Below are 25,285 nucleotides of genomic sequence, written 5' to 3' on the forward strand. Positions count from 1 at the left end.
CCGCTATCGGCGCTTGCGTAGACCGTAGGCTGCCGCGCCGACGGCCACCACGACCAGGCCCGTTATCACCGACGACAACGGCAGCGTGAAGGCCAGCACCAGGCAGCCGACCAGGCCGACCGCGGGGATCAGGCGGTGTCCCAAAGTCCACGCCGACGCATTGGCGATCGCGTAGTACAGCAGCACCGCGAACGACGAGAAGCCGATCGCGCCACGCAGATCCGCGAACGCGGCAAGCGTCGCCACCACAACGCCCACCACGATCTCGGCCCGGTGCGGTGTCTTGAAGCGCGGGTGCACGGCGGCCAACGCGTGCGGTAGGTGCCGGGCGCGCGCCATCGCCAGCGTCGTGCGCGAGACCCCGAGGATCAGCGCCAGCAGCGAGCCCAGTGCCGCCACCGCGGCCCCGACCCGGACCACCGGCTGCCAGCCTCCCGCGCCGCCGGCAGCGACCACGTCGGCCAACGGCGCGGGCGCCGAGGCCAGCCCGTCGCTGCCCAGCACGGCCAACGCGGCCATCGCGACGGCGGCGTAGACCACCAGTGTGATGGCCAACGCGATCGGGATCGCCCGCGGGATGGTTCTGGCGGGGTCGCGCACCTCCTCACCGAGAGTCGCGATGCGCGCGTACCCGGCGAACGCGAAGAACAGCAGGCCGGCTGCCTGCAGCACGCCGGCCACCGTCGCATCCTCGCCCAGCTCCAGCCGGGTGGCGTCGGCATGCCCGGACGTGATGACGATGACCACGACGGCGGCCAGTACCGCGAGCACGATCGCGACGATGATCCGCGTCAGCAGCGCCGACTTCTGGATCCCCGCGTAATTCACGACCGTCAGCGCGACCACCGACGCCGCCGCGACGGCATGGGCCCAGTCCGGCCATACATACAGGCCGACGGTCAGTGCCATCGCGGCGCACGATGCGGTCTTGCCGACGACGAAGCTCCAGCCTGCGGTGTAGCCCCAGAACTCGCCGAGCCGTTCCCGGCCGTAGACGTACGTGCCGCCGGACTCGGGGTAACGGGCCGCCAGCCGGGCCGACGATGTGGCGTTGCAGTACGCGACGACCGCCGCCACGGCCAAGCCGATGAGCAGACCCGAGCCGGCTGCCGCTGCGGCCGGGGCCAGGGCCGCGAAGATTCCTGCACCGATCATCGACCCCAGGCCGATGATGACGGCGTCGACAGTGCCGAGCCTGCGTTGCAGGCCCCCGGGCGTGGTCACGCCCGCGATCGTAGATCAGTGCGTGTCGCGTGTCGGGATGAGCGTTTCGTGGGCCGACGACGTCGCGGCCCGGACCAGCACGGCCACCAGTGCAAGTGCCCCGATCACCACGATGGGAACGGTCCACAGCCGGCGCATCAGGACGGCTGAATCACATTTGCCGATGTACTCGTCACCCGCGGCGATGGCTTGGTCGAGGTGGACCCCGTACGCGGACCCGCAGGGAATCTGCATGCCGTACTGGTCGAAGTCGTCGAGATAGACCGGCATGCTCATCACGTACAGGCCGATGCCGAGGATGACGAAACCGGCGATCCCGATGTATACGGCGCGAAAACTCATGCTTCCCCTTTCTCAGGTCATGCAGACATCTGCGAACAACAGCACCGGCCAGGACACGATCGACCCGAGGAAGGACACCACCGCGTCGAGGCTGTTCATGGTTTCCAGATGCTCGGTATGGGTGGCCGACCAGATCGCTCCGACCAACAAGTACGGAAGGCCGAGGACGGCTGCCACGACGATCAACTCGCCGACCGCGACACGGTACGACAGCAACCTTCGTAAACCTCCGAGCACGGGACCCCCATCCGGCCTCAACGGCGCCGCGTGTGCTGCTCGCGTCGCACCTATATGTTAATGCCCATTCTGCGCTGTTCTGCCACTTTGACCGGATTGGCGGGCCCGTTTAGGGTGTCGACATGGCGCGCACCCCGCCCGGCCCGGTCGACGTCGACGGTGGTTCTTCCGGTGTGCGGCGCCGCCCGAAGGATCGCAAGGTGCAGATCGCGCGAGCCTCGGCCGAGGCCTTCAGCACACTGGGCTATCACGGCGTGAGCATGGAGGCCATCGCGTCGCGCGTGGGGATCTCGGCCGCCGCGTTGTACCGGCACTACTCCAGCAAGTACGAGTTGTTCCGCGGTGCGGTGCTCAACCTCGGCCAACAGCTCGTCGACGGAACCGCGTTCGCGGACGGCGGCGACGCCGCGGGCACCGATCCGCGCACTCTGCTGCGAAGGCTGGTGGCCGCACTGACCGATACCGCGTTGGCCAACCGCGAATCCGGCGGGTTGTACCGCTGGGAGGCCCGGTTTCTGCGCGGCGAGGACCAGCGCGCATTGGACGCTCAGCTGCGCACCGTGCACCGGCGCATCCAGCGGCCGCTGCACGAGCTCCGCCCGGACCTGACGTCGCACGCGAGGTGGATGCTGTCCACCTCGGTGCTCAGCGTGGTCGGCAGCATCGTCGACCACCGAGCCAAACTGCCTTCCGGCCAGATCCGTGCCGTGCTTGCCGAGATCGCCGAAACCGTGCTGGCCGCCGAACTGCCGGAGCTGCCCGACTGCTCCGCTGCACCGGCCGTCGCAGCCCCGCCGTCCGCGGGTGGCACCAAATACGAAGCGCTGCTGGATGAATCGATGCGGCTGTTCAATCAGAACGGATATCGGGACACCACGATGGAGGACATCGCGGCAGCCGTCGGTATGCCGGCTTCGGGCATCTACCGCTATTTTGCGGGCAAGAGCGACATCCTCGCCGCGGGATTCCGCCGCGCAGCCGATCGCCTGTCGGCGGACATGGCCGAGGTGCGGTCCACTGTCGACGATCCCGAGACCGCATTGACGGCCTTGATCGACGGCTATGTGTCCCGCTCGTTCGACCATCCCGAACTCGACTACGTCTACTACACCGAGCGGCTCAACATGACGCCGTCGGATCAGAAGAGCCTGCGCGACCTGCAGCGCTCGGCGGTCGAATCGTGGGTCGACGTGGTGATGCCGGTCCGCCCGGCATGGACGGCCGGGCAGGCGCGGTTTGCCGTGCATGCTGCGATGGCGTTGGTGATCGACCTGGGCCGGTTGCTCGGCTACCGGAATTCGGCGCAGGCCAAGGCGGTGGTGACGACCCTGGTCGATCTGACGCTGTTGGGCCGCTATCGGTTACGGACGGCGTTGCCGGCCAGGTAGGCCACGTAGCCGAGGGCTCCGACGGTGGCGAGCTTGCGGGTCTTGCGGACGAGCAGGCCGAGGCCGAGCGCAGTCTCGATGCTGCCGTTGGTGTAGATGTGCTTCTGCGTGTCCCTGGGGAACGCCGATTTGGTGATCGATTCGAACAACTGCGGTTTCACGAAATGGGCTACCCCGGCCCCGGCCACGCCGAGGCCGACGAGCTTGGCCAGTGTGGAGTCGTTCTTCTGATCCGCCATGGATGATCCTCTCTGATCAGGCAAATGCATAGTCGCTCAACGGGAACCGTGAAGCTTCCGCGACGGCCCGGCGGGTCGTCATCGGTCGGAGCAGCGTGGCTTCGCCGCTCGGATTGAAATAGTACGACCGTGCCGATGCGCAGTTGCCGAGGGTGAACAACGAGTCGCCGAGCAACTCGGTCATCAGGTCCAGATACCGTGCGTTGGCCTCCTCGGTCACCTCGAACGTGGTCGCGCCGCGGCGTTTCAGTTCGCCGAAAAGGCGCTCCATGAGCCGCATCTGGTACTCCATGGTGTTGAAGAAGTTCAGCCCGAGGAACGCGTACGGGCTCGCCAGGCTCAGGTAGTTCGGGAAGTACGGCATCGACACGCCTTGATAAGCCTGGAACCTGGTGTCGCGCCACCACTTTCCGAGATTGCGGCCCTCGCGGCCGATCACCTCGATGGCCGGGAAGTTGGCCTCCCACAGGTCGAACCCCGTCGCCAACACGAGGGTGTCGATGAATGTCTTGCTGCCGTCGGCGTTGACGATGCCGTCCGCCTCGATGCGGTCGATGCCGTCGGCCTGCAGGTGCACATGCGGCTTGGTGAAGGTGCGGTAGTAGCTGTTGGAGAACGTCGGCCGCTTGCAGCCGAAGTCGTAGTCCGGGGTCAGCTTGCGTCGCAGTTCGGGGTCGCGGATCGACGCGAAGCGATGCAGCTTGGCCAGGTCGGCCGCGGCGATGTTGAGCCGGCGGAAGTACCGGTGCTTGAGCACCGCGGTGTCGACCATGAACGCGTAGATCGCATCGGTCACGGCACGAACGACGCGTTGGGTCAGCGGGACGCGGGCGAACAATGCCTTGATCGGTTCGGAGAACTTCAGGTCGATCTTGGGCACGACCCAGATCGGGGTGCGTTGGTAGACGGTGAGATCGGCGACCCGGTCGGCGAGTTCGGGGATCAGCTGGACCGCGGTGGCGCCGGTGCCGATGATCGCTGCCCGGCGGCCGTCGAAGTCGTGGTCTTCGTCCCAGTCGGTGGTGTGGATGACTTTGCCGGAAAAGCTCGTGATTCCCGGTATGTCGGGGGTGTGCGGCTGGGACAGGAACCCGGTGGCGGTCAGCAGGAACCGCGCGGTCAGCGATTCGCCGCCCGCGATCGCGACCCGCCACACCCTCGCCTCGTCATCCCAGCGGGCGCCCTCGACGCCTGCGTTGAAGCGCATGTGGCGGCGCACGTCGTACTTGTCGGCGACGCCGTCGGCGTATCGCTTGATCTCAGCGCCCGTGGAGAACAGCCGTGACCAGTTCGGATTCGGCTCGAAGAAGTACGAATACGTGGTGGTCGGGACGTCGACGGCCAGGCCCGGATAGTGGTTGACGTACCAGGTGCCGCCGAGATCGTCTTCTCGGTCGACGATCACGAAGTCGTCGATGCCCAGCCGCTTGAGCTGGATGGCAGCGCCTATCCCGGCGAAACCCGCCCCGACGACAACGGCGTCATGCACCCCCGTGCTCATGCCCAGACAGTACCGCAGGTACCGGGTACTTTGTCGAGAGGTTTGCTACGTGGCCTCGGCGCGCCATCGCTGCGGGTCGTCCTCCAGCGCGGCGCGATCCCACTTCGCCAGGTCGGCGGCCGCGGCGTAGCTGGACTGCAGGAACTCCAGCAGCGCCCGGTCGGGGTCGGCGGCTGTCCGCACGGCTTCGTACGGCAGCAGGAATTGCCGGAAGTCGGCGCTGTAGAACGCGGCCTCGGGGCCGACGGGGTAGTCGGCGAAGCCCTCGGGTTCGGGATACGCGTACGCGTAGAACGCCCCTTCCTCCCCGCCACCGGGCCAGAAACCGCAGCTGCTCAGTTCGTGCGAGTAGCCCTCCACCATGACCCAGTCGCCGCAGTTGGGCGCCCCGCCTGGATGCTCGGGCGCGGGGCGACCCGAGAACCTCGTACACGCCATGTCGAACGAGCCCCAGAAGAAGTGCACCGGGCTCACCTTGCCGATGAAGTGTGACCGGAACTCGCTGATCACGCGGTGCGCCTGGACCAGTTGGCCCCAGAACAGCTGCGCGGCCTTCGGGTCGTAGGACGCGTGCTGGTGATCCTCGGCGAAGGGGATCGCCGGGTCGACTTCGTTGGGCCGTGCGGTGATGCCCGCTTCGATTCCCAGTTGTCCCAGCGCGGAAAGGATTTCGGAGTAGAACTCGGCGACCGATTTGGGGGCCAGCGCGACAGTGGCCGATCCGCCGTCGCTCGTGCGGATCGCCAACACATGGTCGACGAAGTCGAATTCCAGGTCGAACAACCGGTTTCCGTACGGGATCGAGCCTGTGGTCAGCCCGCGCGGGCTCACGTACAACGTGACCTGCCACCAGTGGTTGAGCAGCGGTGAATGGGTGAGCCGGATCTTCCCGACGATCTGCGTCCACATGTGCAACGTGTCCCGCGTCGGCTCCCAGTCGGAGACCCGCAGCGCGGGCCAACCGTTGGCTGTGCTCATTCGAATTCCCTCCGGCGCAGATCGGTCACGTGAATATCTCTGGGTGTAAAGACAATTCGGTGCGGGTGCGGCGGATGTGGCCGCGCAGCACGTTCTCGGCGTCGGTGGCGTCCCGGCGTTCGATGGCGTCGATGAGCAGGTTGTGCTCGGCGTTGATGATCCACGCTCGCCCCGGCCCGGTCAGTGCGACGAATGCGCGCCGGTAAGGCTGCGTGCTGTTCCACAGGCGGACCACGGTCGAACTGAGTGGTTCGACCGCGCAGCCCTGGTAACTGTTGAGGTGGAATGCCCGGTCCAGCTCGAGGAACCGCTGGATGTCGTCGTTGGATTCGATGTCGCGCTGGATGTCGCGCAGTTCGGCGACATCGCCATCGGTGAGGTGGGGCATGCTCTCGGCGAGTGCGAGCGGCTCGAGGGCCTCCCGCATGCGGTAGACGACGTCGACCTCGTGCATGCTCAGTCGGGGAACCCTGGCGCCGCGGTTGGGGTGAAGTTCGGTCAGGCCTTCTGCGGCCAGCATCCGCAGTGCCTCACGTACCGGAAGCCGGCTCAGCTCGAACATCTCCGCCACGTCCTCCTGGCGAATCCGCTGACCGGGCGAGATTGCGCCGCTGAGGATCTGTTCGCGCAGATGGTCGGCGACACGGTGGCTGGCCGGATCGGCCGTCGTGCGATCGTCGGGCATCACCTGGATCCTTTGCGCTGGCGGTCGAACGCTTTGCCGCCAGGGTAGGACACCAGCTCGAACTGCATGCCCCACGGCGCGAGAAAATACACCCAACGTTGTCCTTCGCTCGGCCCCTTGCTGACGGTCGGGTCACCCAACACCGTGATGCCGCAACGTTTCAGGTGCGCGACAGCGGCGTCGAGATCGTCGACATAGAGCGCGACATGATGCCCGCCCACGTCGCTGTTGGCCGGTGGGGTCAGGCGCCGGCCGGGCGCCTGGTACTCGAACACCTCGAACACGGCCGCGTCGCCGCACCGGAAGAAGTGCAGCTGTCGCATGACGGCTCTCGGATGGACGTTGAGGTGCTCCCGCATCCACTCGCCGTCGTCGTCGCGGTACGGGCCGAGTGTGTAGAGGTACTCACAGCCCAGGACGTCGACGAAGAACGTGGTGGCCTCGGCGAGATCGGGCACGGTGATGCCGACGTGGTCCAACCCGCGCAGCCCCGGGAGCCCGGCGGGATAGTCGCCGTCAGACTGATTGGCGCCAATTTGCATGATAATGATGCTAACTCGCCAGATGAAAGTGAACAAGATTCTTTGTTTGGATCCAATCATGTCCTACACTGTGACTGCCGCTACAGGACATCGGAGACTTTCCATGAGCACTCACACCCCACTGATGCCCACGTCGCCGTGGGTCCAGATCGCCGCAACCGCCGACGACTACCGGCAGGCCGACGCGGAACTGCTGACCACGATGCTGGGCCAGCTGGTCCTGATCAGGGCCTTCGAGGAGTACGTGCTCGAGCTGGCCGGCCAGGGGCTCGTCAACGGGCCCGCGCATTCGAGCATCGGCCAGGAAGGCGGTGCGGTCGGCTCGGTGCTCGCGCTCACGAGCGCCGACTCGATCAACGGATCCCATCGTGGCCACCACCAGTTCCTCGCCAAGGCGCTGCACCATGTGACACCGAAAGGTATTGACCCGCTTGCCGATCCGTCGGACGAGATGCGCACGGTGCTGTTGCGCAGCCTGGCCGAGATCTGCGGACTGTCGCGAGGTTTCTGCCGCGGCCGCGGCGGTTCGATGCATCTGCAGTGGCACGAGGCCGGGGCCGTCGGTACCAACGCGATTGTCGGCGGCGGTGTCCCGTTGGCGGCCGGCTATGCCTGGGCGCATCGGCAGGCCGGCTCGGACGCGGTGGCGGTCACTTATTTCGGTGACGGCGCGGTCAACATCGGATCCACCTTGGAGACCTTCAATCTCGCCGCGGCATGGCGGCTGCCGATCTGCTTTTTCATCGAGAACAACCACTACGCGGTTTCGACGAGCGTCGACGAGGCGACGGGGGAGCCCCGGCTGTCGGCCCGCGGGCTCGGGTTCAACATCCCCAGCTGGCGCGTCGACGGTCAGGATGTGCTGGCGGTGCACTTCGCCATGCAGGAAGCGCTGCAGCACATGCGAAAGGGGCGCGGGCCGACCATCATCGAAGCGGACACCTACCGGTTCTTCCACCAGAACGGCGCGTTCCCGGGCAGTGCGTTCGGCTACCGCTCCAAGGAGGAGGAGAAGGCCTGGCGGGATCGTGACCCGATCCGAGGACTCGCGGGACATCTGGTGAGTCGGAACATCCTGACCGATGACGAGATCGGCACCGCCACCAGGCGGGCCAAAGACGTCATGGCCGAACTCGGCGCCGAGATCCTCGAGCCGCTTCCCGGCGGCAAGCCCGGGCAGCGCCGCATCAAACCGGCCGAGTGGCCGGACCCGGGCTTCCGCGATGTCGGGTTGCGCGGTGACCTCTCAGAGCTGCGCGATGTGGAATTCGCTGACACCGAAACCTTTTCGGGCGCGGTCGGGCAACGAAAGTTCATCGAGGTGATCGCAGCGGTGCTGGGCAGGCGCATGGAGGCCGACCCCGCCGTCGTGATCATGGGGGAGGACGTCCACCGCCTCAACGGCGGGACCAACGGCGCCACCCGGGGCCTGGCCGAGCGCTTTCCGGACCGGATCCTCGGCACACCGATCAGTGAAAACGCCTTCACCGGTCTCGGCGGCGGCGTCGCGCTCGACGGTCGGTACAAGCCGATCGTGGAGTTCATGTACGCCGATTTCATGTGGGTGGCCGCCGACCAGCTGTTCAACCAGATCGGCAAGGCCCGGCACATGTTCGGCGGCGACAGCGCCGTCCCGTTCGTGCTGCGGTCCAAGGTCGCCATGGGCACGGGGTACGGTTCGCAGCATTCCATGGACCCCGCGGGCGTGTTCGCGACCGCGCCCGGCTGGCGCATCGTTGCGCCCTCGACGCCGTTCGATTACGTGGGGTTGATGAACACGGCGCTCGCGTGCAACGACCCCGTCGTGGTGCTCGAACACGTCGATCTCTACACCGGCACCGGCGATGCACCCGTCGACGACCTGGATTATCTGCTCCCCGTGGGCAAGGCCGCGGTGCGCCGGACCGGTTCGGCGGTGACCGTCATCTCCTACTTGGCGATGGTCAACTACTGCCTGCAGGCGGTGGCCGACGGCGGATTCGACGCCGAGGTCATCGACCTGCGCTGGCTGGACCGGGCCAGCCTGGACTGGGACACGATCGGCGAGAGCATCAAGAAGACCAACCGCGTCGTCATCGCTGAACAGGGTGCAGTGGGGACGTCGTACGGCGGGTGGCTGGCCGACGAGATCCAACGGAGGTTCTTCGACTGGCTCGACCATCCGGTCGAGCGGGTGACCGGGGGTGAGGCATCGCCGAGCATCAGCAGGGTGCTGGAGCGCGCCGCCATCGCCAAGGCCGAGGAAGTCGCGGCGAAGCTGACTGAGATCGTGGAGGCCTGACATGCCCACACTGCTGCGGATGCCGGGTATCGCGGCCGACACGGCCACCGCGATTCTGTCGGAATGGCAAGTGCAAGAGAATATTCCGTATCAGAAGGACGATGCTCTGGCCACCGTCGAGACCGACAAGGCCTTGGTGGAGATTGAAGCCGAGGAAGCGGGGGTGATCCTCGGGCTGCTGGTCCAAGCGGGTACGGAGGTGCAGATCGGTGCCCCGATCGCGGTGACCGGCGTGGTCGGGGAGGCTGTCGACGACCTCGACGCGGTACTGCGACAGCTCGGCGTGGGTGCGACGGAAACCGCTGGGCGACAGGACGGCCCGCAATCGGCGCCGACGACCGGGCGCCGGCTGTTCGCCACGCCGCTGGTCCGGCGCCTGGCCCAGGAGGCCGAACTGGATCTGCACACGATCGAGGGCAGCGGCCCCGGCGGCCGGATCGTGCGACGCGACGTCGAGCGGATACTGGCCGAGCGGGCCGAACCGGCGCCGGTGGCGGTGGTTGCGGCGCCGCCGGAGCACAGTCCGCAACAGCACGCTGAGCAGCAGGGTTACGTTGACGAGCCGCACTCCCGGATCCGGCGGGCGATCGCCTCGCGCCTCGCCGAGAGCAAGCGCATCGCGCCGCACTTCTATGTGCGTGCCACCTGCCGCGTCGACGCGCTGCTCGCGCTGCGCGCCACGCTGAATTCAGCGGGCGGGCAGAAGGTTTCGGTCAACGACCTGGTGGTCAAGGCCGCGGCGCGAGCGCACACTCTGGTACCTGCCATGAACGTCGTGTGGAACGACGACGCGATCCGGCGGTACCAGCAGGTCGACATCGCGGTCGCGGTGGCCTCGCCGCGTGGGTTGGTGACCCCCGTCGTCCGCGACGTGGCCCGGCGCAGCATCTCTGCCGTCGGCGCCGAGCTCGGCGAGCTCGCCGGACGCGCGCGGGACGGCAAGCTCGGCCAGCACGAGATCGAGGGCGGTGCGTTCTGCGTGTCCAACCTCGGCATGTACGGCACCGAGGAGTTCGCCGCGATCATCAATCCGCCGCAATCGGCGATCCTGGCCGTGGGGGCCGCGCGCCAAGAGCCCGTGGTCGACGACGGCGCGCTCGCCGTCGGCACCGTGATGCGCGTGACCCTGTCGGTGGACCACCGCCCGATCGACGGATCCACCGCTGCCGAATGGATGCGGGCGTTCGTCGGTGTCGTGGAGAACCCGGTGCAGATATTGGCCTGACACACCGGGCGGGTCCGCCGAGTCGGCATGATGCGGTCATGGCGAAGTCGTTCACCCTCGTGCAGCTGAGGTACTTCATGGCTGTTGCCCGGCACGAGAACATGCGGGCCGCCGCGCACGAGCTCAACGTGACCCAGTCAACGTTGTCGGCGGCCATCCATCAACTGGAGCGCGAAGTCGGCGTCGAGTTGTTTCAGCGGTTGTCGAGCCGTGGGCTTCGCCTGACAGGGGAGGGGCGCCGGCTGCTCGTCGGGGCCAGAACGTTCCTCGAGGACGCCGATCAGCTGTATCACTCGGTCCGCGCGGAACGGGAGGAGCTGGTCGGGGATCTGGTGGTCGGCATCTATTCGCCGATCGCGCCCTTCCACGCGCCCAACATCCTGACTGCCATGGAGCGACGCCACCCGGGGATCAACCTGAGTTTCCTCGAAGGTGACCAGGAGACCCTGATGCGCGCCCTCACCGACGGCACGTGTGAGATCGCGGTGATGTACGACCTGGGCGTCGGAACCGAGTTCGGCTATCGGGTGCTCGAACGAATCCCGCCGCACATCGTGGTGTCGGCCGACCATCCGCGCGCGGCTCAGCCCGACGTGCCGGTGCACCTGCGCGACTTCGAGGACGAGCCGTTCATCCTCCTCGATCTCAAGCACACCCGGGAGTACTACCTTGACATGTTCAAGCGCCTCGGTCTGCGGCCACGGATCAGGCACTTTGTCGCGGGGTACGAAACGGTCCGGTCCTACGTGGGCTTGGGGCACGGCTATTCGATCCTCAACCGGCGGTTGGTGCACGACATGACCTATGCCGGAGCGCGGGTGGTGCCGCTCGGTCTGGCCGATGACCTGCCTGCGATCGAAGTGGTCCTGGTCAGGCTGCAGGGCGCCCGGCCGACCCGGAAATCTCTGGCCTTCGAACAGGTGTGTATCGACCTGCACGCGGGTATCGGCGGCGAGGACTGATCGATTTTGTCGAACGGTCTGTGCGATCTTTTTCGTTGGACTCGTGTGAGGGCGATCACCATGCTGGACGGACAGCAGCGACCCCGACGATCTGAGAGCCATATGACGATGACAGACCACGAACGAGTCGTAGGCACCATGGCGCCACCACAACCGGCAGACAAACAGCCCAGCTCAGGCATGCAGAAGCGGGTGCTGGCCGGCGGCGGCATCGGGCAGTTCATCGAGTTCTACGACTTCACGCTCTACGGGCTGTCGGCCGTCACCCTCGCGAAGCTGTTCTTTCCCGGTGGCAGCGCGCTGGCCGGTCTGCTCGCGACGTTCGCCACGTTCGGCGTGGCCTTCTTCGTACGGCCGCTGGGCGGCCTGTTCTTCGGCGCCCTCGGCGACCGCATCGGCCGTCGCAAGGTGCTGTTCATCACGCTCGTCGCGATCGGCCTCGCCACCGCCATGATCGGGCTGTTGCCCACCTACGCGAGCATCGGCATCGCTGCGCCGATCCTGCTGGTGGTCTGCCGCCTGATCCAAGGGTTCTCCGCGGGTGGTGAGTCGGTCGGCGCACCCGCGTTCGTGTTCGAGCACGCACCCCTGGAGCGGCGCGGTTTCTGGCTCAACATCACCATCGCGGCAACCGCCCTGCCGTCGGTGGTCGGCGGAACGTTGATCCTGCTGCTGTCTTCCACCATGCCGTCGGAGGCGTTCCTGTCCTACGGCTGGCGGATCCCGTTCCTGCTCGCGTTGCCGTTGGCCATCTTCGGGGTGTGGATCCGGACCAAGACCGAGGAATCCGAGGCCTTCAGGCAGGTGCTGGCCAAGCACGAGCACGACGAATACAGCCCGATCCGGGAGGCCTTCCGCGAGAACAAGGTTCGTATGGCGCAGGTCATCTTCGTGATGGGACTGACCGCCATGGGGTTCTACTTTCTCTCGGGCTACTTCGTCTCCTACGTCCAGACCTCCGGGAATCTGAGCCGCGACCAGTCGCTGCTCGCGAATGCGGTCGCGATGGCCTTCTACGCCGTGCTGCTGCCCGTCGGCGGCATCATCGGCGACCGGGTGGGGCGCAAGCCCATGCTCATCGCCGGATCTGTCGCGCTGGCAGTACTTTCCGTGCCCTGCTTCATGCTCGTCACCAGTGGATCACTGCCGCTGGCGATGGTCGGGCAGCTGCTGTTCGTGATCCCGCTGTGTATCTACGGCGGCGGTTGCTACACGTTCTTCGTCGAGGTGTTCACCACGGCAACGCGTTTCACCTCGGCGGCGATCAGCTACAACGTCGCCTACGCGCTCTTCGGCGGCACCGCACCCTTCATCGGCACGATGCTGGTGTCCTCGACCGAGATGAGCTCGGCGCCCGGCTACTACATGGCGGCGGCCGCGGTGATCGTGCTGCTCCTGCTGGTTTTCACCCGGGTGCCCGAGACGCGCAGGCGCGTCGGCTGACCGCAGACCCGCCCGAATCCGCCCTGACTTCAAGGAGATCCACCATGGGAACGACCGAGTTCCTCACCGACTTCCATCACGTGGCCACGTTCGGCGCGACCGACAACAACGGCGTCGACCGCCAGGCCGCAACACCCGAGGACAAACTGAGCCGGGACTGGTTCGCCGCGTTCGCGGCGGAACGCGGTTGGGAACTGCGCGTGGACGGCATCGGCAACATGTTCGCGCTCATCGAATTCGTACCAGGGGCGCCCTACATCCTCATCGGCTCTCACCTCGATTCCCAGCCGCTCGGCGGCCGCTTCGACGGCGCCTACGGCGTGATCGCGGCCCTGCACGCCGCCGACCGCGTTGCCCGGCGAGTGGCCGAGGACCGGGCCGCCGTGACATACAACCTCGGTGTCGTCAACTGGTTCAACGAGGAGGGCGGCCGGTTCGCGCCGTCGATCATGGGCTCATCGGTGTTCGCGGGCCTGATGTCCGAGGACGAGATGCTCGACGTACGTGACCTTTCGGGCGTCTCGGTGGCCGAGGCCCTGACGGCGATCGGCTACCGCGGCAGTGACCCGCGCCCCGAGGTCGCCGGATACGCCGAGATCCACATCGAGCAGGGCCGCATCCTGGAACGTGAGGGCATCACGCTGGGTGCCGTGGACTACTCGTGGTACACCCAGAAGCTGGACATCGAGGTTCTCGGCGAACAGTCCCACACCGGCGCCACCGCCATGGCCGACCGCCACGACGCGCTGGTGGCCGCGAGCAAGGTCGTCCTGCTCGTGCACGACGTTACGCAGCAGTTCGAGGACGAGGCCATCGTGTCGTCGGTCGGGCGGTTCACGGTCGAACCCAACTCGCCGATCGTGGTGGCCCGGCGCGTCCACCTGGTGGCCGACCTGCGCTCGGCCTCGCCCGAGATCGTCGCCGCGGCGCGCGCGAGCCTACTCGCCGATATCGCCGAGATCGCGCGTGACCACGACATCCGAATCAACGTCCGGGATTTCGACATCCGCGACATCCAGCGCTACCCGCAATCCGGCATCGAACTCACCGAGAAGGTCGCCGCCGATCTCGGGCTGAGCGTGCGGCCGATCCGCACCATGGCCGGCCATGATTCGGTGGCGATGAACCGCATCGTGCCGACCGTCATGATGTTCATCCCCTCGGTGGACGGCGTCAGCCACTGCGAACGGGAGTTCAGCACCGACGACGACATGGCCGCCGGCGTGGACGCCTTGACGGGCGTGGCCTGGGAGATGGTCCGCGGCGCACTTCCGGCCGAAACGGACGATTGATGGGCACCGGCGTCATGACGCCGCCGGCGTACCTGAGCGCCACCGAGGCGGTGAAAGCCTTTCGGCGATTGGAGCTTTCGCCTCTCGAGGTACTCGAGGCGCAGATCGAGCAGATCGAGACCCACAACGGCGACACGGCCACCGGCATCAACGCCCTGACCGAGACCCTGTTCGACGACGCCAGGACACTGGCCCGCCGGGCCGCCGATGCGTACGCCCGCTGTGCGGCCACCGGTCAGGAACCGCCCCCGCTGCTGGGGGTCACGGTGGCGACCAAGGAGAAGCACGGGATCGCCGGATTACGGCTTGAACAGGGCCTTGCCGCGCACCGCGGGCGGATCGCCGAGCAGGACCACCCGGTCGTCGAGCGGATCAGGGCCGCCGGCGGGATCATTCACGCGCGCACGACGAGCCCGGAGTTCAGCTGTGCCACCGTGACCCACTCGCCGATGTGGGGTGTGACGCGCAACCCGTGGAACCGCCGGACCTCGCCCGGTGGCTCGTCGGGCGGCGCAGGTGCGGCGTTGGCCGCCGGATTCACCACGCTGGCAACGGCATCCGATATCGCCGGGTCCACCCGCATTCCCGCGGGATTCACCGGTACGGTCGGTTACAAGGCTCCGTACGGCCGGATTCCCGGGCTGCCGCCGTTGGCCGCGGACTGGTATCGCGGGGACGGACCCATGGGCCGGACCGTGGCGGACGTGGCACTGCTGAGCTCGGTGCTGGCGGGCCGGCACCCGGCCGACCATGCATCGTGGGGTGCGCACGGCGCCCTGCCCTCGCTTGACGGCGGTGTGCAGGGCCTACGGATCGGCCTGAGTGTCCGGCTCGGCGATTATCCCGTCGCCGACGCGGTTGCCGCGAACACCGACGCCGTGGCGATCGCGCTGCAACAGGCCGGAGCCGAGCTCGTGGACGTCGAGCTGCCGTGGACCACGGCGCTGGTCCGCGACACGATCTTCGCGCACTTCGGCCACATCCTCGGGCCCGCCATGGCGCGTGAGACGACCGGAACCGAGCGGGAACTGGCGGCTTACACCCGCCAGTTCATTCTCGACGCGGCTGTTGCGGCACAGCGCTATTCGCTGCTGGACTCGCTGGCCATGGACGCCCGGATGCGCGCCGACCTGGCGACCGCCATGCGTGACACCGACGTGCTGCTGTGCCCGACCTCGGCGGTCACGTCACTTCAGGCCGACGGCGAATACCTCGACGGGATCGACACGCCGTCCGGGCATCGCGAGCACTACTGGGAAGGACACCTGACCAGTCCGTTCAACGTGGCCAACCACTGCGCGGTGCTGTCGGTGCCCAGCGGTCTGTCCGACGACAACGTACCGACCGGCGTGCAGGTGGTGAGCCATCCCCACGACGAGGCGATGGCGTTCCGGGTGGCCCACGCCGTGGAGGCCCTGGTCGGATTCGACGCGCGGCCCTCGCTGCAGCACTGCTGAACCGTTCATTCCGAGTTCATCCGTTGAGTGGGAGTCGGGTGGCCGGTGTCGCGCAAGGATGGCAGGGTGGGGACCGAGGAGTTCATGCGATGACCCAGAATGCCAACCTGGCAGCACTGTCCACCGCGGGAGTGTCGGTATGGCTCGATGACCTCTCGCGCGACCGGCTGCGGTCGGGCAACCTGGCCGAGTTGCGCGACACCAGGTGCGTGGTCGGAGTCACCACCAATCCGTCGATCTTCCAGGCCGCGTTGTCCGTAGGCGACGCCTATGACGAGCAGGTCCGGGAACTCGCCGAGCGGGGCGCAGATGTCGAGGCCACCATCCGCACTGTCACGACAGACGACGTGCGGGACGCCTGCGACCTGTTCACCGACGTGTACCGAGCGACCGCCGGGGTGGATGGGCGGGTGTCGATCGAGGTCGATCCCCGGCTCGCCTACGACGCCGACAAGACGATCACGCAAGCCATCGAGCTCTGGAAGATCGTCGACCGCCCCAACCTCCTGATCAAGATCCCGGCCACCGAGCCCGGACTTGCCGCGATCACCGCGGTGATCGGCGAGGGCATCTCGGTGAACGCGACGCTGATCTTCTCGGTCGACCGGTACCGCGCGGTGATGGACGCCTACCTTTCCGGATTGGAGGCCGCCGAGACCGCGGGACGCGACCTGTCGACGATCCATTCGGTGGCGTCGTTCTTCGTGTGCAGGGTCGACACCGAGATCGACGAACGACTGGAGGCCATCGGTACCGACGAGGCCCTCGCCCTGCGTGGCAAGGCCGGCATCGCGAACGGCTGGCTCGCCTACGCCGCGTACCAGGAGGTGTTCGCCGGCGGTGACCGGTTCGCCGCGCTCAAGGATCGCGGCGCCAGGGCGCAGCGCCCGCTGTGGGCGTCGGCCGGCGTCAAGAACCCCGACTACCCGGACACGCTCTACGTCACCGAACTGGTCGCACCGAACACCGTGAGCACCATGCCTGCGCGCACGCTCGGCGCGGTCGCCGACCACGGTGTCATCGCCGACGGGGCGGCCGTCGGCAGGGCGGCCGACGCGCAGGCCGTGTTCGACGCGCTGCGGACCGTGGGCGTCGACGTGGCCGAGGCGTTCGAGGTTCTCGAGGAGCAGGGTGTGGAGAAGTTCGCGAGATCCTGGCGCAACCTGCGGGAGGTCACCCAGGGCCAACTCGACGACGCGGCCAAGCGATCCCACCTCCGCGGGGCGTGAGACGCGCGCGTCAATCGGGCACCGGCGCGGTCGAACCGCGCACGACCAACTCGACGGGCAGCAGCACGGATCCGGCGCGGCGGGCCGGCTCGTCGATGCAGCCCAACAACATTCGGGCTGCCTCGGCGCCCAGATCCCGGTGCGGGATCCGCACCGTCGTCATGGGCGGGCGCAGTTTGTCGAGGAACGGGATGTCGTTGAAGCCGACGACGCTGATCTCGCCGGGGCAGTCGACGTCGCGTTCGGCGAACACGTCGTAGCAGCCCATAGCGAGGAGATCGTTGCCGGCCACCACGGCGGTGAACGGCACACGCTGGTCGAGCAGTTCGCGTAATGCCTTGGCGCCGCTGGCTTCCTGGAAATACTCGCACTCGACGACAAGGGCCGGGTCGTCGTCCAGGCCGGCATCGCGCACCGCGTGGCGGAACGCCCGCGCCCTGGCGACACCGGTCGAGGTGTCCTGAGGTCCGGCCAGGTGTGCGATGCGGACGTGGCCGAGCCCGGCGAGGTGGGCGACCGCAAGCCCGATACCCGCCGCGTCGTCGGGGATGATCGCGGGCACATCGAGGTTCTCCACCCGGCGATTGATCAGCACCATCTTGACCTGCTCGTCGTGCAGCCGGGACAACAGCGGGTGCTCGCGCTGCGCGGTCGCCACGATCAGGCCGTCGACCTGCCTGCCGACCAGAGAGTCGACCAGCCGCTGTTCGCGCGCCGCATCGTTGTCGGTGCTGGCGATCAGGGCGCTGTAGCCGCGGTCGAACAGTACTTCGTCGGCACCGCGCACGATGGGCGGGAACAACGGGTTACACAGGTCGGGCACCAGCAGGCCCACGGTGTTGCTGCGTGCGGTCTTGAGGCTGCGCGCAATCGGATTGGGCCGGTAGCCAAGGGATTCAGCGGCTTTGAGCACCCGGCGCGCGGTGTCGGGATGCACCTCGTGGCGTTTACCCGGATCCAGTGCGCGCGACACCGTCGCCGAGTGCACCCCCGCGGCCTCGGCGACGTCCTTCAGTGTCGGCTTGCGCACACGGCAATCCTAGGACGGTGCCGCGGGTGCATCGGTCACGGTGCCACCGAAGTACATCTGGGACAGGTTTGGATCGCCCAGGATCGCGTCCGCGGGCCGCGCGGCGACCACGCGGCCGGACTCCATCACGATGCCGTGCGTCGCCATCCGCATACCGAAGCGCACATTCTGTTCGACGATCAGGATGGTCTTGCCGTTCTCGCTCATCCGGACCACCGATTCGTGCAGCACCTGCAGCGATTTCGGATCGAGTCCCAGCGACGGCTCGTCGAGGAGCAGCAGTACCGGATCCAGCATGAGCGACCGCGCGAACTCGACCATGCGGCGCTGGCCGCCGGACAGGTTGCCCGCCTTGTCGTCGGCCCGGTCCGCCACGATCGGGAACATCTCGGCGACCGCCTGATAGCGCGTGCGGACCAGACCGCGGTTGCGCCGGATGATGTAGCCGCCGAGCAACACGTTCTCGCGCACGGTCAGGTTGGGGAACAGCGCATTCGACTGCGGTACCTGAGACACCCCGCGGTGCAAGATCTCGGTGGCCGAGCAGTTGTCGATCTGTTTGCCCTGCAACGTGATCGACCCGATCCGTGGGGTGAGCAGCCCGCTCACCGTCCGGAGGATCGTCGACTTGCCCGCACCGTTGGGGCCGACGATGCACGCGATGGCACCCTGGGTGACGTCGATGTCGACGCCCTGCAGCACGTCGCCGCCGCCGTATCCCGCGACCACTCCCTGCAATGTGAGCATCAGTGGGCTTCCTGTCCTGTCGTGGCTTGCGAGATCTGGTAGTCGTCGCCCAGGTAGGCGTCGATGACCGCAGGGTCGGTGCGGATGGCCTCGGGCGTGCCCGAGACCATGGTGGCGCCGCGCGCCAGCACGTGGATGTGGTCACACAGATCGAGCATGAACGGCATGTTGTGCTCGACGACCAGGAAAGTCTTTCCGTAGGAGTTCAATTCGCGGATCATCTCGCCCATCCGCTCGATGAGGACCGGGTTGATGCCGCCGGCCGGCTCGTCGAGCAGGATGAGTTTCGGGTCGAGCATCAGGATCTGTGCGAGTTCGACGAGTTTCTGCTGGCCGTAGGACAGCGCCTGTGCCTTCTGATCGCGAAAACGCGCCATGCCGACGAATGCGAGCAGTTCCTCGGCATGGTCGGCTTCCCTGCCGGTCACCGCGGGCCGGCCCAGCTGGCCCAGCGTGAAGGATCGCTGTGCGGCCACGACGTTCTCCAGCACGGTCATCTCGTGGAACAGCCGGGTGATCTGGAAGGTGCGGCCCAGCCCGCGATGCGCGCGGTCCCACGACGGCAGCTTCTCGATGTGTTCGCCGTCGAACACGATGGTGCCGGCATCGGCCCTGATCGTGTTGTCGATCAGGTTGAACACCGTGGTCTTGCCCGAACCGTTGGGTCCGATCAGGCCCGTGATCGAACCTTCGGCCACAGTGAACGAGCAGCCGTTGACAGCCTTGACGCCGCCGAAGTGCTTCACCAGCCCGTCGACGGCCAGCAGCGGTTGTGTCACGGACGATCCGGTGGGCCGCTCGGTCACGGTCATGCGGTTGCGTAGGGTGGCCAGGCTCCCGCTGGTGTCGATGCGCTGGCCCACCAGACCGGCCTTGCCGGATTCGCGCCTGCGGGTCAGGAGATTCTGCAGCCCGGGCAGGATTCCGTTGGGCAGGAACACCACGACGAGCATCAGCAGCGCACCGAACAGGAACAGTCGTGCGTTTCCGCCGCCGAGGTTTCCGAGCGAGTTGTTGACGGTCTCGTTGAGCGGTTCGACCAGGAATGCGCCAAGGACCGGTCCCCACAGCGTGGCCTTGCCGCCGACCAGCAGGGACAGGATGATCTGAACGCTGATCAGGATGGCGAACATGCCGAGCGGATCGATGAAGGTCAGGTAGTAGCCGTAGACCGCGCCGCCCATGCCGACGAAGATGCTGCTCGCGACGAAGCCCAGGATCTTCTGCACCGGCAGGTTGATCCCGATGGTGCCGGCCTTGGTCTCGTCCTCGCGGATCGCGATGAGGCCCATGCCGAACTTGCTGCGGCGGATCCACCAGGTCATGCCCAGCTGCGCGGCCAGGATCGCGATCAGCGCGTAGTAGAACGGCCAGTTGATGGTTTCGAGGCTCCAGGTCGGCAGGGGCAGCAGCAGACCTGCGGTGCCGCCGGTCACGCTCTCCCAGTTCACCGCGATGACCTGGACCAGGAACAGGAACGCCACGGTGATGATGACGAATGACGGTCCGCGGGAACGCAATGCGACCAGGCCAAGGCCCGCGGCGACCACCGCCGCGACGACACCGGCCACCGGAACCCACAGCCAGGGGGACAGTGAATCGAACCGGGTGGCGAGTACCCCGATGGTGTAGCCGCCGAGGCCGATGAACGCGCTCTGGCCCAGCGACACGTATCCGGCGAAGCCCGTCATGATGTTGAGCCCGCTGGCACCGATCGCGAAGACCAGCGAGATGATGATCATGTTCTGGTAGTAGCGGTCGTCGGAGATCAACGGGTACACCAGAATCAGCGCGCACGCGATGCCCGCGAAGGTTCGGCCGATCCATTCGGGGCGGATCCGCTGCAGGGCCGGTCCGGCCTGTGCCGGCGCGATGGTGGTCGTGGTCATGCGGTCACCGAATCCTGACGCAGGTGGGAGCCCAGCAGGCCCTGAGGCCGGATGAGCAGGACAGCGAAGACGATCAAATAGGGCACAGCCGTGGCCCAGGACGGCGAGATATAGGCGGCGGTAAGGGTTTCTGCTAGACCGAACAGAACCGCGCCGAGGACGGCGCCGCTGAGGCTGCCCATCCCGCCGAGGACGACGATCGCGAGCAGCCGGGCGATCCACTGGTAGTGCGAACCCGGCACGAACGGGTACAGCACGCCGATGATCGCGCCGCCCGCACCGGCGGCTCCGATCCCGATGGCGAAGACCAGCGCGGCCACCGAAGACACCTTGATGCCGACCAGTTCGGCGCCCGTGGGGTTGATCGCCGCGGCGCGGATGGCCCGGCCGAGCCAGGTCTTGGTGAGCAGCAACGTGAGTGCCACGAGGACGACGACCGCGACGAGAAGCCCGTAGACGTTGACCTTGGGCAGGAAAAGTGGTCCGAGCGTGAAGGATTGGTCGGCGTAACCCGGCGTGATCGACGTCGAGTTGTTGCCCCAGATCGTGCCCATGGCGCCTTCGAGCACGAGCGCCAGACCGAACGTGAGGAGCACCGTGACCGTCATCGGGGCGTTGCGGATCGGCGCGACCGCGAACTTGTAGGTGAGCCAGCCCAGTGCGAACACGATCGGCGACGTGATCAGGATTCCCAGCAGCGGATCGATGCCGAACGCGGACCACAGCGAATAGGTGATGAACGAGGCCAGCACCAGGAAGGCGCCGTGGGCGATGTTGATCACCTTCATGACGCCGAAGATGAGCGTCAGACCGCTTGCGACGAGTGCGTAGACGCCGCCCAGGAGCAGGCCGAGGATCAGGTTCTGAATCAGTTGCGTCATTGCTTTGCTCCCAAGGGCTTCCACCCCAGCACCGGTTTGTCCGTGGTGGCGTACTCGTCGGGCAGGATGATCTGGACCTGGCCGCCGATCCATTGCCCGATCAGGAATTCCCCGATGGGCCTGCCGTCGTCGTCCCATGCCAGCCGGCCCAGGACGGTCTGGACGGAGTTGTTGCGCAGCCAGTCGGCAAGCGCGGTCTGATCGATCTTTCCGACCCCCGTGACAGCGGCTTCGATCATCTGCCCCGCCGCGAACGCGTCGGCGGCGTCTTCGGGCGGGGGCTCGTGGAACATCTGCTGGTATTTGGCCACGAACTCGGCGTTGCCGGGCGTCTTGGCCTCGGGCGTGTGGCTGATCGCGAAGGCGATTCCCTCGGTGTTCTGTATCCCTATGGCATCGGCGTACTGGTTGCCGAGCGACGGTGCCGTGGTCTGGTAGAGCCATCCCGGACGCATCCCGGCGCGGAGCATGGACCGCACCATGCCGACACCGTCCTCGAAAGACGCTCCGTGCACGACCAATTGGGGATTCGACGCCTTCATGGCGTTGATGATGGTGTCGAAGTTGCGCGTGTCGGGGGCGTAGGTCTCGCGGTACACCGTGCGGACACCGGCGGCTTCCAGCACGCGCCGGATGGCCTCGACCGACGGTGCGGCGAACGGATCGTCGATGGTGGGGTAGGCAGCCGTGGCCGGACGAATCTCCCTGGGCAGATCGGCAATCCAGTTCGCGTATGCCAATCCGGTCTTGTCGGCGGTGGCCTGCTGGCTGTAGAAGAGGTAGCGGAAGCCGCGGTTGAACATCGCGGGCGATCCGCCTGCCGGTTCCACGAACAGCATCCGGTTGCGCTCGGCAATGGCCGAGGCCGGCAGATTCAGCAGCGACGAGTAGGACCCGATCAGGAGGTCGACCTTGTCACGGCTGATCAATGAGTTGTAGTCGGCGACGATGATGTTCTGCTGCGACGCGTCGTCCTTGATCACCAGCTCGACGTCGCGGCCGAGCAGGCCGCCGCGTTCGTTGGTGAGCGCTTCCCAGGTCTGGTAGCCGCGCAGGGCGGCCTGTCCGGGTTGGGAGAACTGACCGGTGAGCGGCAGTGATGCTCCGACCTTGATCGGATCGGAACCATCTGCGGCGCGATCGGCTCCGCAGGCAGCGAGTCCGAGCGCCGTCACCGGAGCCAGGACGAGGGCCGCCAAGCGACCCGCGAGAGAACGATTCATTGGCGTCCCCTCGATGCAATCGTTTGCATTTCCACCGCAACATCATGTGAGTGGTGCCACAGTCTTGTCAAGACCCCGATGGCGATCACAGCCCGGTGATGTCGGTATGACCGGGAGTGTTCCGACATCTGGCAGACGAGCGGGTCTTGACGGCGTGCAAATGGCTGAGCTACGTTCCTGCAAACGATTGCAGAAGGAGTGTTACGTGAGCGCAGATGTGAGTGTGTCCGATCAGCGGACGAACGCGGCAGGCGAAACCCTGCGGGTCGGCTGGATCGGCGCGGGCCGGATGGGCGCCGCGATGGCCATCCGGGTGGTGCGGGCCGGTGAGGATCTCACCATCTGGAACCGCACGGCGGCCAAGGCCGAGCCGGTGGCCGAGGCGGGTGGTGCCATCGCGGCGTCGATCGCCGGCCTGCGGGACCGTGACGTCGTATTCACCATGGTGTCGACCGGCGCGGACCTCGAGCAGGTGCTGCTCGGTGACGGTGGTCTGCTCGTCGACGAGGCTGCCCGGCCGGCCATCGTCGTCGACTGCTCCACGGTGTCGATCGACACGTCCGCGGCGATCCGCGCCGCATGCGCCGAGCGCGGGGTGGAGTTCCTGGCCGCTCCGGTGAGCGGCAATGCCAAGGTGATCAAGGCCGGCGAGCTGACGATGGCGGTGTCGGGCCCCGAGGAGACCTACCGGCGCGTGGCGCACCTGTTGGCGGACATCGCCAAATCGGTGACCTATGTTGGCGACGGTGAGGTGTCGCGTCTGGTCAAGATCGCGCACAACACCATGCTCGGTGTGGTGACGCAAGCGCTCGCCGAGATCACGGTGCTTGCCGAGAAGGGCGGCGTGCCGCGCCATTCGTTCCTGGAGTTCCTCAACAACAGCGTCATGGGATCGGTGTTCACGCGGTACAAGTCGCCCGCGTTCGTCAACCTCGATTTCACGCCCACGTTCACACCGGTGTTGCTGCGCAAGGACTTCGACCTGGCCCTGGAGGCCGCCCGCAAACTGGAGGTGCCGATGCCGGTGGCTGCCATCACCGCGTCGATGGTCCAGGCAAGTGTCGGAAGTGGGCGCGTCGACGAGGATTTCGCGATCCTGCTCGAGATGCAGGCCGCCGCGGCCGGGATGGAACTCAAACCCGAGAACGTCGTCGTCGACGACGGCCTTTCCGGCGCGCAGTAGGGCACGCACCATGACCACGTCAGCGTTGAACAGCGCACCGCATGTCATGTCCGGCGCACCTATACCTGCGCCCGGCCACATGGGGGTCGACTACGAACAGCGGGTCGACTTCGACAGGCTGCGCCGCTACCGGCTGGACCGCGCGAAGGCGGCCCTGGAGGCCAGCGAGTGCGGAGCCTTCCTGCTGTTCGATTTCTACAACATCCGCTACACCACTCAGACCTGGATCGGTGGTGCGTTGGGCGACAAGATGACCCGCTACGCGTTGCTCACCCGGGACGGTGAGCCGATGCTGTGGGACTTCGGATCGGCCGCGCGGCATCACCGGCTGTACTCGCCGTGGCTGCGGCCGGAGAACTGCCATGCCGGCATGCTGGGACTGCGCGGCGCCATCGCGCCCACCGTGGGCCTGATGGAAGATGCGGTGCGCCAGATCAAGGGCCTGCTCGAAGATGCCGGTGTCGCAGGCGCCCCCATCGGTGTCGACATCGTCGAGCCGCCGTTCCTGTTCGAGATGCAACGCCAGGGATTGCGCGTGGTCGACGCTCAGCAGCACATGCTCGATGCCCGCCAGATCAAGAACACCGACGAGATCATGCTGCTCAACCAGGCCGCGGCCATGGTCGACGGGGTCTACCAGGACATCGTGGAGGCGCTCAAACCCGGTGTGCGCGAAAACCAGATCGTGGCACTGGCCTCGCAGCGGCTCTACGACATGGGTTCCGATCAGGTCGAAGCCATCAACGCGGTCAGTGGCGAACGCTGCAACCCGCACCCGCACAACTTCTCCGATCGGTTGATCCGGCCCGGGGACCAGGCGTTCTTCGACATCATCCACTCCTACAACGGATATCGGACCTGCTACTACCGCACCTTCAGTGTGGGCAGGGCGACCCCGAGCCAGCGCGACGCCTACCGCCGCGCGCGGGAGTGGATGGATTCGTCGATCCGGGCGATCCGCCCGGGCATCGGCACCGACGAGGTCGCCGCGCTGTGGCCTGCGGCCACCGAGTTCGGATTCGACAACGAGATGGCGGCGTTCGGCCTGCAGTTCGGCCACGGCCTCGGACTCGGGCTGCATGAACGACCCATCATCTCGCGGCTCAACAGCATGAAGGAGCCCGTCGAACTGCAGGAGGGCATGGTGTTCGCGCTCGAAACCTACTGCCCGGCAAGCGATGGTTTCTCGGCAGCCCGCATCGAGGAAGAAGTGGTGGTCACGGCTGACGGTCCCCGCGTCCTCACGCTGTTCCCCGCAGAAGACCTCGTGGTCACCAACCCCTACTGACGCCTCAGACGAAAGACCT

General features: G+C 66.8%; 23 protein-coding genes. 10 read left to right on the forward strand and 13 right to left on the reverse strand.

Features of this window, described 5'->3' with window-relative positions:
• Window positions 1–3 precede the first annotated feature (3 nt).
• From G6N67_RS18195 to G6N67_RS18205, 3 genes are read right to left on the reverse strand one after another with little or no spacing between them, the layout of a single operon-like run.
• On the reverse strand, window positions 4–1,224 hold the full coding sequence (locus G6N67_RS18195; RefSeq protein WP_036429747.1) for an APC family permease: 1,221 nt from the start codon (window positions 1,222–1,224) through the stop codon (window positions 4–6).
• Window positions 1,225–1,239: 15 nt separating this feature from the next.
• Entirely contained in the window at window positions 1,240–1,566 is a 327-nt protein-coding gene (locus tag G6N67_RS18200) for a hypothetical protein (RefSeq protein WP_036429746.1), read from the reverse strand.
• Between the two features lie 12 nt (window positions 1,567–1,578).
• On the reverse strand, window positions 1,579–1,803 hold the full coding sequence (locus tag G6N67_RS18205; protein ID WP_036429745.1) for a hypothetical protein: 225 nt from the start codon (window positions 1,801–1,803) through the stop codon (window positions 1,579–1,581).
• 122 nt (window positions 1,804–1,925) lie between these two features.
• Here G6N67_RS18205 and G6N67_RS18210 point away from each other — a divergent pair, with 122 nt between their 5' ends.
• On the forward strand, window positions 1,926–3,191 hold the full coding sequence (locus tag G6N67_RS18210) for a TetR/AcrR family transcriptional regulator (RefSeq protein ID WP_036429744.1): 1,266 nt from the start codon (window positions 1,926–1,928) through the stop codon (window positions 3,189–3,191).
• On the opposite strand, the gene G6N67_RS18215 is transcribed toward G6N67_RS18210, so the two are convergent.
• Genes G6N67_RS18215 through G6N67_RS18235 form a run of 5 tightly spaced genes read right to left on the reverse strand, consistent with a single transcriptional unit; the run spans window position 3,158 to window position 7,136 of the window.
• The gene (locus G6N67_RS18215; RefSeq protein WP_036429743.1) at window positions 3,158–3,430 is read right to left on the reverse strand and encodes a DoxX-related protein; all 273 of its coding nucleotides are present in this window, start codon (window positions 3,428–3,430) and stop codon (window positions 3,158–3,160) included. The two genes, G6N67_RS18210 and G6N67_RS18215, sit on opposite strands and share 34 nt — an antisense overlap.
• A gap of 16 nt (window positions 3,431–3,446) precedes the next feature.
• The gene (locus G6N67_RS18220; RefSeq protein ID WP_036429741.1) at window positions 3,447–4,931 is read right to left on the reverse strand and encodes a flavin-containing monooxygenase; all 1,485 of its coding nucleotides are present in this window, start codon (window positions 4,929–4,931) and stop codon (window positions 3,447–3,449) included.
• Window positions 4,932–4,976: 45 nt separating this feature from the next.
• Window positions 4,977–5,909 carry a DUF5996 family protein gene (locus G6N67_RS18225; protein ID WP_036429740.1) on the reverse strand — a complete coding sequence of 311 codons (933 nt, stop codon included), beginning with the start codon at window positions 5,907–5,909 and terminating at the stop codon, window positions 4,977–4,979.
• Between the two features lie 25 nt (window positions 5,910–5,934).
• Entirely contained in the window at window positions 5,935–6,594 is a 660-nt protein-coding gene (locus G6N67_RS18230) for a GntR family transcriptional regulator (protein WP_036429739.1), read from the reverse strand.
• Window positions 6,594–7,136 carry a VOC family protein gene (locus G6N67_RS18235; RefSeq protein ID WP_051578516.1) on the reverse strand — a complete coding sequence of 181 codons (543 nt, stop codon included), beginning with the start codon at window positions 7,134–7,136 and terminating at the stop codon, window positions 6,594–6,596. The genes G6N67_RS18230 and G6N67_RS18235 overlap by 1 nt, the downstream gene beginning before the upstream one ends.
• A 103-nt stretch (window positions 7,137–7,239) precedes the next feature.
• On the opposite strand from G6N67_RS18235, the gene G6N67_RS18240 reads away from it, so the two are divergent.
• From G6N67_RS18240 to tal, 7 genes are all read left to right on the forward strand, one after another.
• Entirely contained in the window at window positions 7,240–9,417 is a 2,178-nt protein-coding gene (locus G6N67_RS18240; protein ID WP_036429737.1) for an alpha-ketoacid dehydrogenase subunit alpha/beta, read from the forward strand.
• Between the two features lies 1 nt (window position 9,418).
• Window positions 9,419–10,642: a dihydrolipoamide acetyltransferase family protein gene (locus tag G6N67_RS18245; RefSeq protein ID WP_036429736.1), complete on the forward strand. Its 1,224-nt coding sequence runs from the start codon at window positions 9,419–9,421 to the stop codon at window positions 10,640–10,642.
• 38 nt (window positions 10,643–10,680) lie between these two features.
• Window positions 10,681–11,604 carry a LysR family transcriptional regulator gene (locus G6N67_RS18250; protein ID WP_036429735.1) on the forward strand — a complete coding sequence of 308 codons (924 nt, stop codon included), beginning with the start codon at window positions 10,681–10,683 and terminating at the stop codon, window positions 11,602–11,604.
• A gap of 180 nt (window positions 11,605–11,784) precedes the next feature.
• On the forward strand, window positions 11,785–13,047 hold the full coding sequence (locus G6N67_RS18255; RefSeq protein ID WP_110798349.1) for an MFS transporter: 1,263 nt from the start codon (window positions 11,785–11,787) through the stop codon (window positions 13,045–13,047).
• 44 nt (window positions 13,048–13,091) lie between these two features.
• Window positions 13,092–14,339 (forward strand): M20 family metallo-hydrolase, encoded by a 1,248-nt coding sequence (locus G6N67_RS18260; protein WP_036429731.1) that lies wholly within the window; start codon window positions 13,092–13,094, stop codon window positions 14,337–14,339.
• Complete coding sequence (locus G6N67_RS18265) at window positions 14,339–15,796, forward strand: amidase (protein ID WP_036429730.1); 1,458 nt, start codon at window positions 14,339–14,341, stop codon at window positions 15,794–15,796. Before G6N67_RS18260 ends, G6N67_RS18265 begins: the two co-directional genes overlap by 1 nt.
• An 89-nt stretch (window positions 15,797–15,885) precedes the next feature.
• A complete protein-coding gene (tal, locus tag G6N67_RS18270; protein ID WP_036429729.1) occupies window positions 15,886–17,025 on the forward strand; it encodes a transaldolase in 1,140 nt (379 codons plus the stop codon).
• A gap of 10 nt (window positions 17,026–17,035) precedes the next feature.
• Here the strand turns inward: tal and G6N67_RS18275 are convergent, their stop codons facing one another.
• From G6N67_RS18275 to G6N67_RS18295, 5 genes are read right to left on the reverse strand one after another with little or no spacing between them, the layout of a single operon-like run.
• Complete coding sequence (locus tag G6N67_RS18275; protein WP_036429728.1) at window positions 17,036–18,055, reverse strand: LacI family DNA-binding transcriptional regulator; 1,020 nt, start codon at window positions 18,053–18,055, stop codon at window positions 17,036–17,038.
• Window positions 18,056–18,064: 9 nt separating this feature from the next.
• A complete protein-coding gene (locus G6N67_RS18280) occupies window positions 18,065–18,802 on the reverse strand; it encodes an ABC transporter ATP-binding protein (protein WP_036429727.1) in 738 nt (245 codons plus the stop codon).
• Entirely contained in the window at window positions 18,802–20,691 is a 1,890-nt protein-coding gene (locus G6N67_RS18285) for a branched-chain amino acid ABC transporter ATP-binding protein/permease (protein WP_197747972.1), read from the reverse strand. Before G6N67_RS18285 ends, G6N67_RS18280 begins: the two co-directional genes overlap by 1 nt.
• Window positions 20,688–21,572, reverse strand: coding sequence for a branched-chain amino acid ABC transporter permease (locus tag G6N67_RS18290; RefSeq protein ID WP_036429726.1), 885 nt, complete (start codon window positions 21,570–21,572; stop codon window positions 20,688–20,690). Before G6N67_RS18290 ends, G6N67_RS18285 begins: the two co-directional genes overlap by 4 nt.
• Window positions 21,569–22,795, reverse strand: coding sequence for an amino acid ABC transporter substrate-binding protein (locus G6N67_RS18295; RefSeq protein WP_051578515.1), 1,227 nt, complete (start codon window positions 22,793–22,795; stop codon window positions 21,569–21,571). Before G6N67_RS18295 ends, G6N67_RS18290 begins: the two co-directional genes overlap by 4 nt.
• Before the next feature lie 205 nt (window positions 22,796–23,000).
• Here G6N67_RS18295 and G6N67_RS18300 point away from each other — a divergent pair, with 205 nt between their 5' ends.
• Together G6N67_RS18300 and G6N67_RS18305 are read left to right on the forward strand one after the other, a co-directional pair.
• On the forward strand, window positions 23,001–23,978 hold the full coding sequence (locus G6N67_RS18300) for an NAD(P)-dependent oxidoreductase (RefSeq protein ID WP_197747973.1): 978 nt from the start codon (window positions 23,001–23,003) through the stop codon (window positions 23,976–23,978).
• 10 nt (window positions 23,979–23,988) lie between these two features.
• Window positions 23,989–25,266: a M24 family metallopeptidase gene (locus tag G6N67_RS18305; RefSeq protein WP_036429725.1), complete on the forward strand. Its 1,278-nt coding sequence runs from the start codon at window positions 23,989–23,991 to the stop codon at window positions 25,264–25,266.
• The last annotated feature ends 19 nt before the right edge of the window (window positions 25,267–25,285 follow it).

It is taken from the genome of Mycolicibacterium mageritense, from assembly GCF_010727475.1.
Taxonomy (GTDB): Bacteria; Actinomycetota; Actinomycetes; order Mycobacteriales; family Mycobacteriaceae; genus Mycobacterium; species Mycobacterium mageritense.